Annotated in this window: 8 protein-coding genes; 6 read left to right on the forward strand and 2 right to left on the reverse strand. The window is 63.7% G+C overall.

The features are described from left to right. Position 1: 1 nt before the first annotated feature. The 4 genes from NTD80_RS30960 (at position 2) to NTD80_RS30975 (ending at position 4383) form a co-directional block, all read left to right on the forward strand. A complete protein-coding gene (locus NTD80_RS30960; RefSeq protein ID WP_065900389.1) occupies positions 2–538 on the forward strand; it encodes an NUDIX hydrolase in 537 nt (178 codons plus the stop codon). 274 nt (positions 539–812) lie between these two features. Then, a complete protein-coding gene (locus NTD80_RS30965) occupies positions 813–1184 on the forward strand; it encodes a translation initiation factor Sui1 (protein ID WP_005784408.1) in 372 nt (123 codons plus the stop codon). A gap of 211 nt (positions 1185–1395) precedes the next feature. Beyond that, the gene (gene speA, locus NTD80_RS30970) at positions 1396–3309 is read left to right on the forward strand and encodes an arginine decarboxylase (RefSeq protein WP_065900291.1); all 1914 of its coding nucleotides are present in this window, start codon (positions 1396–1398) and stop codon (positions 3307–3309) included. A 180-nt stretch (positions 3310–3489) separates the two neighbouring features. Continuing rightward, entirely contained in the window at positions 3490–4383 is an 894-nt protein-coding gene (locus NTD80_RS30975; protein WP_262135920.1) for an alpha/beta hydrolase, read from the forward strand. Here the strand turns inward: NTD80_RS30975 and NTD80_RS30980 are convergent. Beyond that, a complete protein-coding gene (locus NTD80_RS30980; protein WP_262135921.1) occupies positions 4328–5665 on the reverse strand; it encodes an MATE family efflux transporter in 1338 nt (445 codons plus the stop codon). The genes NTD80_RS30975 and NTD80_RS30980 overlap by 56 nt on opposite strands. Positions 5666–5889: 224 nt before the next feature. Here NTD80_RS30980 and NTD80_RS30985 point away from each other — a divergent pair, with 224 nt between their 5' ends. Next, complete coding sequence (locus NTD80_RS30985; RefSeq protein ID WP_262135922.1) at positions 5890–10791, forward strand: alpha-2-macroglobulin family protein; 4902 nt, start codon at positions 5890–5892, stop codon at positions 10789–10791. Between the two features lie 137 nt (positions 10792–10928). Here the strand turns inward: NTD80_RS30985 and NTD80_RS30990 are convergent, their stop codons facing one another. Further along, positions 10929–11222 carry a hypothetical protein gene (locus tag NTD80_RS30990; protein WP_065900299.1) on the reverse strand — a complete coding sequence of 98 codons (294 nt, stop codon included), beginning with the start codon at positions 11220–11222 and terminating at the stop codon, positions 10929–10931. A gap of 234 nt (positions 11223–11456) precedes the next feature. Here NTD80_RS30990 and pbpC point away from each other — a divergent pair, with 234 nt between their 5' ends. Then, the gene (gene pbpC / locus NTD80_RS30995; RefSeq protein WP_262135923.1) at positions 11457–13772 is read left to right on the forward strand and encodes a peptidoglycan glycosyltransferase PbpC; all 2316 of its coding nucleotides are present in this window, start codon (positions 11457–11459) and stop codon (positions 13770–13772) included. Positions 13773–13775 lie beyond the last annotated feature (3 nt).

Raw genomic sequence — 13775 nt, forward strand, 5'->3', positions numbered from 1 at the left:
GATGGACGCTGCTCAAAACGAGGCCGCGCACCGTGCGGCCTCCGATGCCGAACTGATCTGCTGGGTCGACGAGCAGGACAACCTGCTCGGCCACCTGGTGCGGTCCGACCTGCGCCAGCGTGGCCTGATTGGCCGGTGCACGTTTATCTTCCTGTTCAATTCCAAGGGCGAGCTGTGCGTGCATCGGCGCACCCTGAGCAAAGCCCTGTATCCCGGTTTCTGGGACACGGCAGCCGGCGGCATGGTCGCGGCAGGCGAGTCGTATGCGGTGTCGGCCGCTCGTGAGTTGGAAGAAGAGTTGGGCGTCGGCGGGGTAGCGTTGGTCGAACATGACCACTTCTATTTCGAAGATGGCGACAGCCGGCTCTGGTGCAAATCCTACTCGGCGACGTGGGACGGGCCGCTCAGCCTGCAGCCCGAAGAAGTCATGGAAGCTCGCTTTTTACCGATTGAAACGGTCCTGCAGGAGGCCGAGCAAAAGCCCTACTGCCCGGATGCCCAGGAGGGCTTGCGCCGCTATCTGGCCTCGCGTCGCTAAAGTTGCATAAATTGGCGCCATTTGGCCCTTAGCAAGTCGCGGTTTTGCCGTTACACTGCGCGACTTTTCACCCGTACTACGATTGTTTCACCCGGGTATCACTGTAGGTGCCGGCTTGCCGGCGATGGCTATCTTTAGGACGCCATCGCTGGCAAACCGGCTGCCACAGGTGGGGTTGAAACAGGGCGGTACGGTAGCGCTGCCCCTGCCTGAGTGGGGCTTCGCGGTCGGTCATTCTGATCGATCAGTCTTTGTCCTCCCAAGAGGATTGCCGGTGGCCAAAAAAGCCGCATCCTTCGCCGCCCTTGGTGGCCTGGTATTTTCCACCGACGCAGGTCGACACTGCCCGGACTGTCGTCAGCCCGTGGATTCGTGTACCTGCAAACAGACCCTGATCCCTGAAGGCGATGGCATTGCCCGCGTGCGACGCGAGAGCAAGGGCCGTGGCGGCAAGACGGTGACGACCATCACCGGCGTGCCCCTGGCCGAAGATGCCCTGAAGGAGCTGGCCACGACGCTGAAAAAGCGCTGTGGCACCGGTGGCGCGCTCAAAGACGGCGTCATCGAGATCCAGGGCGACCACGTCGAGTTGCTGCTGGCCGAGCTGATCAAGCTGGGTTACAAGGCGAAGAAATCCGGCGGCTAGCAGCCTCTGTGAAACCCACCCCGACCGCCGGCTCGCTGAACGCGAACTGTCGTCTCCATGGGTTTCACAGAGCCTGTTCCTGACCGGTGTCTAAACTCTGTCCTGCGAGTGGGGTCTACCTTCCTTACAGGCAAATCGTCATTTTCATTCTTTAGACTGCGCCAGCCTCAGAGAGAGGCGGTGCCTTCGACTTCATTTATAGGGGACTTCGATGTCCGTACGACGCACACGCAAAGACGATGGCAGCCAATGGACAGTTGCGGACAGCCGCAGTGTTTACGGGATCCGCCATTGGGGGGCCGGGTATTTCGCGATCAATGATGCCGGTCGCGTTGAAGTTCGTCCGAACGGCCCGAACAGCACGCCCGTCGACCTGTACGAGCAAGTCGACGAGCTGCGTAAAAGCGGCCTGTCCTTGCCGTTGCTGGTGCGTTTCCCCGACATCCTGCAAGACCGCGTGCGCCAGCTGACCGGTGCCTTCGATGCCAACATCGAGCGCCTGGAATACCAGAGCCAATACACCGCGCTGTACCCGATCAAGGTGAACCAGCAGGAGGCGGTGATCGAGAACATCATCGCAACCCAGAACGTGTCCATTGGCCTCGAAGCCGGCTCCAAGCCCGAGCTGCTGGCCGTGCTGGCCCTGGCGCCGAAGGGCGGCACCATCGTCTGCAACGGTTACAAGGACCGTGAGTTCATCCGCCTGGCGCTGATGGGCCAGAAGCTCGGCCACAACGTGTTTATCGTGATCGAGAAAGAATCCGAAGTTGAGCTGGTGATCGAAGAGGCTGCCAGCCTCAAGGTCAAGCCGCAGGTCGGCCTGCGCGTGCGCTTGTCGTCCCTGGCGTCGAGCAAGTGGGCGGACACCGGTGGCGAGAAATCCAAATTCGGCCTGTCGGCGGCGCAGCTGCTGTCCGTGGTCGAACGCTTCCGCGCTGCCGGCCTGGACCAGGGCATCCGCCTGCTGCACTTCCACATGGGTTCGCAGATCGCCAACCTGGCCGACTACCAGCACGGGTTCAAGGAAGCCATTCGTTACTACGGCGAGCTGCGCAACCTCGGCCTGCCGGTGGACCACATCGACGTCGGCGGCGGCCTGGGCGTGGACTACGACGGTACCCACTCGCGTAACGCCAGCTCGATCAACTACGACATGGACGACTACGCCGGCGTGGTCGTGGGCATGCTCAAGGAATTCTGCGATGCGCAGAGCCTGCCGCACCCGCACATCTTCTCCGAAAGCGGCCGCTCCCTGACCGCCCACCACGCCATGCTGGTGGTGCAGGTCACTGACGTCGAGAAGCACAACGACGACGTGCCGGAGATCGAAAACAAGGAAAGCCTGCCGGAAACCGTGCAGTGGCTGGTGGACCTGCTGGGCCCGACCGACATCGAGATGGTCACCGAGACCTACTGGCGTGCCACCCACTACATGAGCGACGTGGCCACCCAGTACGCCGATGGCAAGCTGACCCTGGCGGAAAAAGCCCTGGCCGAGCAGTGCTACTTCGCCGTCTGCCGTCGCCTGCACAACTCGTTGAAAGCCCGCCAGCGCTCGCACCGCCAGGTGCTGGATGAACTCAACGACAAGCTGGCCGACAAGTACATCTGCAATTTCTCGGTGTTCCAGAGCCTGCCGGACACTTGGGCCATCGGCCAGGTACTGCCGATCCTGCCGCTGCACCGTCTCGACGAAGAGCCGCTGCGCCGCGCGGTCCTGCAGGATTTGACCTGCGACTCCGACGGCAAGATCAAGCAGTACGTCGACGAGCAGAGCATCGAGACCAGCCTGCCGGTGCACGCCTTGAACGAAGGCGAGGACTACCTGCTGGGTATCTTCCTGGTGGGGGCCTACCAGGAAATCCTCGGCGACATGCACAACCTGTTCGGTGACACCGACTCGGTGAACATCTACCAGCGCGAGGATGGTTCGGTGTACAGCGCCGGTATCGAGACCCATGACACCATCGAAGACATGCTGCGCTACGTGCACTTGTCGCCGGAGGAGTTGATGACTCACTACCGTGACAAGTGCGCCAGTGCGAAGATCAGCGCCAATGAGCGTACGCAGTTCCTGGACGCGTTGCGCCTGGGCCTGACGCGGTCTTCGTACCTGTCTTCGTAAGTCGCCGCTTCCCGGCTGACAAAGATCTCAAAGTGACAGAGATCCAGTGTGGGAGCGGGCTTGCTCGCGAAGGCGGTGTATCAGTCAATACAGGTGCCGACTGACACACCGCCTTCGCGAGCAAGCCCGCTCCCACATTTGGACCGCCGCAAGTCCTGCAGTTTTTATAGGGCCTGAGTCATGTCGAAAAAGCTCCTGCAAGTATGCACCCTGGCTATTGCTGCGCTGCTCGCAGCCTGCTCGCCCATCAAGGTGCTCAACGCACTCACGCCCTCCAGCACCTTCAGCAAAACCTCCTCCGTCGCCTACGGCGATGATCCCCGCCAGAAACTCGATATCTACCGCCCGGCCAATGCTTCGCCGAACGCCCCCGTGGTGGTGTTTTTCTATGGCGGCAGCTGGAACAGTGGCTCCAAGGATGATTACGGTTTTGTCGGCGAAGCCCTGGCCTCGCGAGGCATTGTGGTGGTGATCGCCGATTATCGGCTTTACCCGCAAGTGCGTTACCCACTGTTTCTTCAGGACGGTGCCCAAGCGGTCGCCTGGACGTATCAGCACAGTGCCGAATACGGCGGCGATCCCCGCAAGCTGTATGTGATGGGCCACAGTTCCGGCGCCTACAACGCCGCGATGCTGGCGCTGGATGCGCGTTGGCTCAACGAAGCGAACCTGTCGCCGTCGATGCTCAAGGGCTGGATCGGTCTTGCAGGTCCGTATGACTTTCTGCCGATTGAAAACCCTGACGTGAAGCCGGTGTTTTTCTTCCCCCACTCACCCCCGGACTCCCAGCCGATCAACCATGTCAATGCCGGCGCGCCGCCGAGCCTGTTGATCGCCTCTTCGTCCGACACACTGGTCAACCCCACGCGCAACACCGGCGGGCTGGCCAACGCGTTACGGGCGGCCGGTGTGCCGGTGGAGGAGTTCTACTTCGGCAAGACCAACCACCAGACGCTGGTGGCGGCCATATCCAAACCGTTGCGTTGGCTGGCACCGGTGCTGGATCGGGTCGTGGATTTCATCCAAGCCACTGATTCTGCCGATTCAGGCGCCAGGCAATCGCCCACAAAGTGAGGCTGCGCAATGCCATGAACAGCAGGAAACTTATCCACAGGCCGTGGTTGCCGTAGCCCTGCAACAGCCACGCGAACGGCAGCAGGATCAGCACGGTCAGCAGCATCCCATTGCGCATTTCGCGCGCACGGGTGGCGCCGATGAAAAGGCCGTCCAGCAAATAACTCCACACCGCAATCAATGGCAGCACCGCCAGGTATGGCAGGTAGATGTCAGCCGTATCGCGCACGCTGGGGATGTCGGTCTGCATCGCGATAAACAGGTGCCCGGCGAACGTGAACAGCAGGGCGAAGCCGACGCTGGCGATCAGCGACCAACCGCAGGCAACCACCAATGAACGACGCAGGGCCTGGCGATCATGCGCGCCGATGGCGTGGCCGCACAGCGCTTCGACTGCGTGGGCCAGGCCGTCGAGGGCGTGCGCGGTCAGCAGCAGGCCGTTGAGCAGCAGTGCGTTGGCGGCCACGGTGGCGTCACCCAGGCGTGCGCCTTGCACGGTGATCATGAAAAACACCGATTGCAGCGCCAGGCTGCGGATAAAAATATCGCGGTTGACCGCCAGCAGTGGCCGCCAGCTTTGCCACACCTTCAGCGCAGCCCAGGCGATGTGCCCTGGGTAGGCGCGCAGGGCTTTTTGCGTCAGCGCCAGGCCGAGCAGGGCGCCGGTCCATTCTGCAATGACCGAGGCGCGCGCGGAGCCGACTACGCCCCAATCCAGGCCGAGTACGAACCACAGGTTCAAGGCGATATTCACCAGGTTGGTGGTCAGCAGGATCGCCAGCGGCGCGCGGGCGTTTTGCGTGCCAAGGAACCAGCCGACCAGCGCGTAACTGGCCAGCGCGGCGGGCAGGCCAAACAGGCGGGTGTGGAAGAAATCGCGAGTCAGTTGGTTGAGTTCGGGCGACGGTTGCATCCACTCCAGCGCCAGATGGCTCAGGGGGATGCCGACGGTTCCCAGCAGCATCGCCAACCCCAGTGCCAGCAGCAAACCCTGCAGCAGGATTTGCCGCAGCGCCGCTCCATCATTACGCCCGGCGGCCTGGGCGGCGAATCCGGTGGAGCCCATGCGCAGGAATCCCATGGCCCAGGCCAGAAAGGTGTAGAGGCTGGCACCGACAGCCACCGCGCCGAGTTGGTGGGCGTGCGGCAGGTGGCCGATCACCATGCTGTCCACCAGTGCCACCAGCGGCACCGAAATGTTCGACAGGATCATCGGCGCGGCCAGGGCCCAGACGCGGCGGTGAGTGGGGCGGTGGCGCCAGTCGGTGAGCAGGGAATTCATGGAGGCTCCTACGGGGGAGCGGCATTGTAACTGTCCGCAGAACGAATGTCGGCGCCGGCAAGCCTGCTCCCACAGGGGGTTGGTGTTGGTTGTGGGATTTGGCTGGGCTTGAGCCGTTCGAGAACCAAACTGCCCTCCGTCGGTCAATGTGACCAGCGCCACATCGGCTTGGCTGGCGCTGATATATAGTTCACCCCTCGGATCCCTCTCACTACGAGTGCCCCATGCTTAACAAAGGACTGTTCCTGGCCTGTGCGCTGGCCCTGCTGAGCGCTTGCGACTCTTCCGATAAACCGGCAGCCCCGACCGCTCCAGCAGCGGCGACGAGTACCGCACCGAAGCCGGCCAAGGCGGCGGTTGATGTGGCGGCATTGAAGCAGCGCTATGCCGGGCGTGAGTTGAGTGTGGTGGACGTCTCCGAGGTGCAGCTGGATGGCGCCAGCACGCTGTCGGTGAGCTTTTCGATTCCACTGGATCCCGAACAGAAATTCGCCGACAAACTGCATCTGGTCGATGCCAAGTCCGGCAAGGTCGATGGTGCCTGGGAACTCTCCGATAACCTGATGGAGCTGCGCCTGCGCCACCTGGAGCCGCAGCGCAAACTGGTGCTCACGGTCGATGCCGGGGTGAAGGCGGTCAACGACAACACACTTGCCGCCGAATACAGCGCGCGCCTGGAAACCCGTGATCTGCAAGCCACTGTCGGCTTCGCCAGTCGTGGCACCTTGCTGCCGACGCGCCTGGCCGAAGGCTTGCCGGTGATCGCGCTGAACGTCGACAAGATCGACGTCGAATTCTTCCGGATCAAGCCTGAATCGCTGCCGTCGTTTCTCGCGCAGTGGGGCCGCAACTCCAGCCTGCAAGGGTATGAATCGCGCGAACTGCTACCTATGGCCGACCTGGTCTACGGCGGGCGTTTCGACCTGAACCCTGCGCGCAATACCCGCGAAACCCTGTTGTTGCCGATCGCCGGCCTCAAGCCATTGCAGCAGCCGGGCGTGTACCTGGCGGTGATGCGCGCCTCGGGCACCTACAACTATTCGCAGCCGGCCACGTTGTTCACCTTGAGTGATATCGGCCTGTCGGTGCACCGCTATGCCAACCGCCTGGATGTGTTCACCCAGGCGCTCGAAGGCGGCAAGGCCCTGGACGGCGTCGACCTCGAAGTGCTGGATGCCAATGGCCGGGTGCTGGGCCAGGGCAAGACCGAGAAGGGTGGTCACGCCGAGTTGCCACTGCCGAAAAAAGCCCAGGTGCTGCTCGCCAAGCAAGGCGAACAGACCAGCCTGCTGCGCCTCGACAGCGCCGCGCTGGATCTGGCCGAGTTCGACATCGGCGGCCAGCCGTCCCACCCGTTGCAGTTCTTTGTGTTCGGCCCGCGCGATTTGTATCGCCCTGGCGAAACCGTGCTGCTCAACGCCCTGCTGCGCGACAAGGATGGCAACGCGGTCAAGCCGCAGCCGGTGAGCGTCGAAGTGCGTCGCCCGGATGAGCAGGTGAGCCGCAAGTTCGTGTGGGATGCCGATGCGTCCGGCCTGTATCAATATCAACTGCAACTGGCGGGCGAAGCGCCGACCGGGCGCTGGCAACTGGTGTTCGACCTGGGTGACGGCAAGCCGCAGCTGTATGAGTTCCTAGTCGAAGACTTCCTGCCCGAGCGCCTGGCCCTGGAGCTCAAGGGCAGCGACACGGCCCTGAGCCCGGCGGATAACCCGGTCATTCACGTCAATGGTCGCTACCTCTACGGCGCGCCGGCCTCGGGCAACCGGGTCAGCGGCCAGGTCTATGTGCGCCCGCTGCGTGAAGCGGTCAAGGCACTGCCGGGCTACCAGTTCGGTTCGGTCACCGAGGAAGAGCTGAGCCAGGACTTCGAGTTGGACGAAAGCGTCCTCGACGCCAAAGGCCAGGAAGACCTCACCCTGGAAAGCAAATGGGCCGACGCCAAGTCGCCGCTGCAATTGATCGTGCAAGCCAGCCTGCAAGAGTCGGGCGGACGCCCGATCACCCGGCGCCTGGTGCAGCCGATCTGGCCGGCCGAACAGCTGCCGGGCCTGCGGGGGTTGTTTGACGGCAAGGAAACCAACGGCGACGGCCCGGCGGAATTCGAAGTGCTGGTGGCCAATCAGGACGGGCAGAAACTCGCCGCGCAAAACCTCAAGGTGCGCCTGGTGCGCGAGCGTCGTGACTACTACTGGAACTACTCCGACAGCGATGGCTGGAGCTATCACTACAACGAAAAATTCCTCAACCTCGACGAACAGACCCTGAACATCAAGGCCGGCGACACCGCCAAGGTCAGCTTCCAGGTGGAGTGGGGCCCATATCGCGTGGAGGTCGAAGACCCACAGACCGGCCTGGTCAGCAGCCTGCGTTTCTGGGCCGGTTACCAGGCCCAGGACAATACCGAGGGCGGCGCCGTACGGCCCGACCAGGTCAAGCTGGCGTTGGACAAGCCTGCGTATGGCGACGGCGATACCGCCAACGTCACGGTCACGCCGCCGGCTGCCGGTAAAGGCTACCTGCTGGTGGAGTCCGCTGAAGGGCCGCTGTGGTGGCAGGAAATCGACGTGCCGGCCGAAGGCAAAAGCTTCGCGGTGAAGCTCGACCCGAAATGGTCACGCCATGATCTGTATGTGAGTGCGCTGGTGATTCGCCCCGGCGAGCGCAAAGCCAATATCACCCCTAAACGCGCGGTGGGCCTGCTGCACCTGCCGCTGGACCGCACCCAGCGCAAACTCGGCGTGACCCTGAGCGCGCCGGAAAAAATGCGTCCCAAACAACCGCTGATAGTAAAGATTGCCGCGAAGAATGCGGACGGCAGCGTGCCCAAGCAGGTGCACGTGCTGGTGGCCGCGGTGGACGTGGGCATCCTCAATATCACCGAATACCCGACACCGGACCCGTACTCCAGCCTGTTCGGTCGCAAGGCCTATGGTGTCGACCAGTTCGACATCTACGGCCAATTGATCGAAGCCGGACAGGGCCGCCTGGCCAGCCTGGCCTTCGGTGGTGACGCGGCGCTGGCCAAGGGCGGCAAGCGTCCGGATACCAGCGTCACTATCGTTGCGCTGCAAAGCGCACCGGTGACCCTGAATGAGCAAGGCGAAGGCGAAGTCAGCGTCAATATTCCCGACTTCAACGGCGAGTTGCGCCTGATGGCCCAGGCCTGGAGCGATGACCGCTACGGCATGGCCGAGGGCAAGACGGTGATTGCCGCACCGCTGATTGCCGAACTGTCGGCTCCGCGCTTTCTCGCCGGAGGTGACCAGACCACGCTGGCGCTGGACCTGTCCAACCTGTCGGGCAAAGCGCAGAAGCTGGATGTACAACTGAGCGCCGAAGGGCAATTGGAGCTGGTCAACAGCGGCGCGCAATCCGTCGAGCTCAAGCAGGGCCAGCGCACCACGCTGCGCATCCCGGTCAAAGCCTGGGGCGGCCTGGGCCAGGGCAAGGTCAAGGTCGCCGTGAATGGCCTGGACCTGCCCGGCGAAAACCTGCCGCCGTTCAGCCGCGAATGGACCCTGGGCGTGCGCCCGGCGTATCCGGCACTGCTCAAGCACTATCGCGCGGTGCTCAAAAGCGAGCCGTGGAGCCTACCCGCTGGCACGCTGGAGCAGTTCGATGCGTCGGGACGCGAGGCGTTGCTGAGTCTGTCGAGCCGACCGCCGTTGAACCTGGGTGCGCAGATCAGTGCGCTCAAGGCCTACCCCTATGGATGCCTGGAGCAGACCGCGAGTGGCTTGTACCCCTCGCTCTACGCCGACGACGCTTTACTCAAGCGCCTGGGGGTGAAAGGCGAGCCGGATGCCGCACGCAAACGCAAGATCGAGCTGGGCATCGAGCGCCTGCTGGGCATGCAGCGCTACAACGGCAGCTTTGGGCTGTGGGGCGCCGATGGTGAGGAAGAGTATTGGCTGACCGCGTATGTCTCCGACTTCCTGCTGCGCGCCCGTGACCAGGGCTTTGCGGTACCGCCCGAGGCCTTGAAGAAGGCCAGCGAACGCCTGCTGCGGTATGTGCAGGAACGTAACCTGATCGAAGTCGATTACAGCGACAACGCCGACCACACGCGTTTCGCCGTGCAGGCCTACGCCGGCATGGTCCTGGCGCGCAGTCAGCAGGCACCGTTGGGCGCGCTGCGGAGTATTTTCGAACGACGCAGCGAAGCACGTTCGGGGCTGCCGCTGGTGCAGCTGTCCATCGCCCTGCAGAAGATGGGCGATCAGCCGCGCGCCGACCAGGCGCTGCAGGCGGGGCTGGCAACCCAGCGCAGTGCCAATGAGTGGCTGGCCGATTACGGCAGCCCGCTGCGCGACCAGGCGATGATCCTGGCCTTGCTGGAAGAGAATGACCTGGCCAAGGGCAAGCGTGAGGAGCGCCTGTTCACACTGTCGGATCAGTTGGCGGCCAGCCCATACCTGTCGACCCAGGAGCGTAACTCGCTGTTCCTGGCCGGGCGTCTTGGGTTCGCGCAGCCCGAGGCGAACTGGCAGGTGTCGCTTACCGGCAGTGGCGGTGTGCAGGCGTTGAATAACCAGCAGTCGACCCTGGCGCTGGACGGCAAGCAGCTGTCCAGCGACCTGACCTTGAGCAATCAGGGTGACACGCCGGTGTACCAGCAACTGACGCTGTCGGGTTATCCACAAGTGCCGCCGGCAGCCGGTGGCGACAACCTGAGCATCCGCCGCGAATACCTCGGCATGAATGGTCAGCCGCTGAACCTGCGTACGCTGAACAGCGGTGACCTGGTGCTGGTGCACCTGGCGGTGAGCGCCAAGCAACGGGTGCCGGACGCGTTGGTGGTGGATTTGCTGCCCGCAGGCCTGGAGCTGGAAAACCAGAACCTGGCGCAAAGCGCGGCGAGCCTGGAAAACGCCAGCAGCCAGGTCAAGGAGTGGCGTGAGTCGATGCAGAATGCATCGCTCAAGCACCAGGAATTCAGGGATGACCGCTATGTGGCGGCGATGAACCTCGACGGGTATGGCACCACGCACCTGCTGTACCTGGCACGGGCGGTGACGCCGGGGACTTACCGGGTGCCCCCGCCGCAGGTGGAGTCGATGTACCGGCCGAACTGGCAGGCGGTGGGGGAGACGCCGGCGGATCTGGTGATCAAGGGGCGTTGAAGGTCTCGACCTGAAATGCGCACTCAATGTGGGAGCGGGCTTGCTCGCGAAGGCGTAGTGTCAGTCAGCGTATTGGGGACTGACCCAGCGTCTTCGCGAGCAAGCCCGCTCCCACAGGGGTTTTTGGGTGTTTTGGCTCAGTGGACGACCCAACTGAGGAGCCACAGGCCGAGCATCAGCCAAATGATGCCGAAGATGATCGAGGCGCGCATGAAGGCGCGTACGGCTGAGTACAGGAAGAGCAGGCCGACGATCAGGGTGAGGATGCTGATGATCGACGTGTCCATGCCCAGCGTGCGCGACAGGCCTTCGATAAAGTTGCCGCCCGCGTGGGTCAAGGCGCCGAACAACCCGCTGAGCCCGTCGACGATAAAGCGGATGACGGAGCCGAGCGCCTGGCCCAACCATTCGAAGAAGCTTTCTACCTGCATGTGTGTGTCCTGATAAGAAGGTGGGCGTATCTGTGCGTTGGTTGTTATTGCGACAGGCTAGTTCCGTGAAGCATAGAGGTTTGCAGGTTTAATAATGGGTTTCCTTTGTTTTTGGTGTACGCATTTCAGTATGGGGGCTGACTTGTCGGGTCGCCGCCTTGCTGCGAGAGCGGTGGGCCTGTGACGCATTTACCCACTGAACCACCGCTATCGCTGGCAAGCCGGCTCCTACGGGTGTTGCGTTGGGGCTTGGGCGCCGTGGTGTTGCTGGTGGCGCTGCTGTGGCTGGCGGATCGGATCTGGCCGTTGCCGCTGCCCGAGGATGACCTGGCGCGGGTGGTGCTGGCTGAGGATGGCACGCCGTTGTGGCGGTTTGCCGATGCCAATGGTGTTTGGCGCTACCCGGTGCAGACCGGCGAAGTGTCGCCGTATTACCTGGACGCATTGCTCACCTACGAAGACCGCTGGTTTTATCAGCACCCCGGGGTGAACCCGCTGGCGCTGGTGCGGGCGACGTGGCAGAACCTGACGGGCGCGCGCGTGGTGTCCGGCGGCAGCACCTTGTCGATGCAGGTCGCGCGCCTGCTCGACCCCCACTCGCGGACTTTCCACGGCAAGCTGCGCCAGTTGTGGCGCACGGCGCAGTTGGAGTGGCACCTGTCCAAGGAACAGATCCTCAACCTGTACCTGAACCGCGCGCCGTTTGGCGGCACGTTGCAGGGCGTGGCCGCCGCCAGTTGGGCGTACCTGGGTAAATCGCCGGCGCAACTGACGCATGCCGAAGCCGCCCTGCTCGCGGTGTTGCCCCAGGCACCCAGCCGCTTGCGTCCCGACCGTCACCCGCAGCGCGCCCAGGAAGCCCGCGACAAGGTGCTGCGTCGCCTCGCCGAATTCCAGGTATGGCCGCGGCCGGCGGTGGACGAAGCTCTCGAAGAACCGTTGCTGCTCGCCCCGCGCCTGGAACCGAGCCTGGCGCCCTTGCTCGCTCGGCGCCTGAACCGTCCGGACAGCCCGCCGCTGATCCGCACCACCCTGGATGCCACCCTGCAACGCCGGCTCGAAGACCTGCTGCTGGGCTGGCGCGCGCGCCTGCCGGAACACACCTCCGCCGCCATCCTGGTGGTGGAAGAGGAAACCATGGCCGTGCGCGCCTACCTGGGCTCGGTGGATATCAACGACACCAAGCGCTTCGGCCATGTGGACATGATCAGCGCGCTGCGCTCGCCAGGCTCCACGTTGAAACCCTTCCTGTATGGCATGGCCCTGGACGACGGGCTGATTCATTCCGAATCGCTGTTGCAGGACGTGCCCCGACGTTACGGCGATTACCGGCCGGGCAACTTCTCCATGGGGTTCACCGGCGCGGTGCCGGCGAGCACGGCGCTGTCCAGCTCGCTGAATTTGCCCGCGGTGCAGTTGTTGGAAGCCTACGGGCCCAAGCGCTTTGCCGCGCAGATGCGTATCGGCGGTGTGCCCTTGGCCTTGCCGGCGTTGGCCGAGCCCAACCTGGCGTTGATCCTGGGCGGCGCGGGCAGCCGCCTCGAAGACCTGGTCAGTGGCTACAGTGCCTTCGCCCGGGATGGCAAGAGCGCCACTCTCCGTTTACAGCCGGACGATACGCTGAGAGAGCGGCCAATGTTGTCGCCAGGATCCGCCTGGATCATCCGCCGCATCCTCAGCGGCCAGGCACGGCCCGACCGTGACCCGCGCGCCGAACTGGTACAGCGCCCGGTATTGGCCTGGAAAACCGGCACCAGCTACGGTTTTCGCGATGCCTGGGCGATTGGTGTCGGGCCGCGCTATTTGATCGGCGTGTGGATTGGCCGCCCGGACGGCACGCCGGTGCCGGGGCAGTTCGGCCTCGCGTCGGCGGCGCCGTTGATGCTGCAGGTGCACGATGTACTGACCAACCGCGACAGCCAGCGCGGTATCAGCGCAGCGGTCAAACCGGTGCCGGCCAATGTCGGCGTGGCCGCGATCTGTTGGCCACTGGGCCAGCCCATGAGCCGCAGCGACCCTAATTGCCGTCGCCAGCGGTTTGCCTGGACGCTGGACAACACCACGCCGCCGACCTTGCAGGCGTTGGATCAACCGTTGAGCGTGGGCTTGATGGAAAGCGTCTGGGTCAATGCCAAGGGCCTGCGAGTGGATGCCCATTGCCCTGGCGCGGTGGCGAAAAACATTGCCTTGTGGCCGGCGCCGCTGGAACCCTGGCTGCCCAGGGCGGAGCGTCGTGAAGCGCGGATTCCGCCGGCCGACCCTGATTGCCCGCCGCCGGCCTTGGCCGGTTCGTCGCCGCTGTCCATCGTCGGCGTGCGCGAAGGTGACCAATTGCGCCTGCCGGCCGCCAGCCAGCAAGCCCTGCGCCTGAAACTCTCCGCCCTGGGCGGCAGTGGCCGGCGCTGGTGGTTCCTCAATGGCGCACCGTTGGGTGACAGCGCCAACCAGGAATTTATCAATGCCAGCTTCGAGCACCTGGGCCGCTACCAGCTCAGCGTTCTCGACGAAGCCGGACAGACCGCCCGGCTCGAATTCAGCGTCGTCGACTGAACC

Origin of the sequence: Pseudomonas sp. 13B_2.1_Bac1, from assembly GCF_025466155.1 — a bacterium.
GTDB classification, from domain to species: Bacteria; Pseudomonadota; Gammaproteobacteria; order Pseudomonadales; family Pseudomonadaceae; genus Aquipseudomonas; species Aquipseudomonas aylmerensis.

Excerpts from the sequence above, each read along its gene's own strand:
- NTD80_RS30960 (WP_065900389.1), top strand. The coding sequence starts at position 2 with ATGGACGCTGCTCAAAACGAGGCCGCGCACCGTGCGGCCTCCGATGCC.
- speA (WP_065900291.1), top strand. The coding sequence starts at position 1,396 with ATGTCCGTACGACGCACACGCAAAGACGATGGCAGCCAATGGACAGTT.
- NTD80_RS30975 (WP_262135920.1), top strand. The coding sequence starts at position 3,490 with ATGTCGAAAAAGCTCCTGCAAGTATGCACCCTGGCTATTGCTGCGCTG.
- NTD80_RS30980 (WP_262135921.1), bottom strand. The coding sequence starts at position 5,665 with ATGAATTCCCTGCTCACCGACTGGCGCCACCGCCCCACTCACCGCCGC.
- NTD80_RS30985 (WP_262135922.1), top strand. The coding sequence starts at position 5,890 with ATGCTTAACAAAGGACTGTTCCTGGCCTGTGCGCTGGCCCTGCTGAGC.
- NTD80_RS30990 (WP_065900299.1), bottom strand. The coding sequence starts at position 11,222 with ATGCAGGTAGAAAGCTTCTTCGAATGGTTGGGCCAGGCGCTCGGCTCC.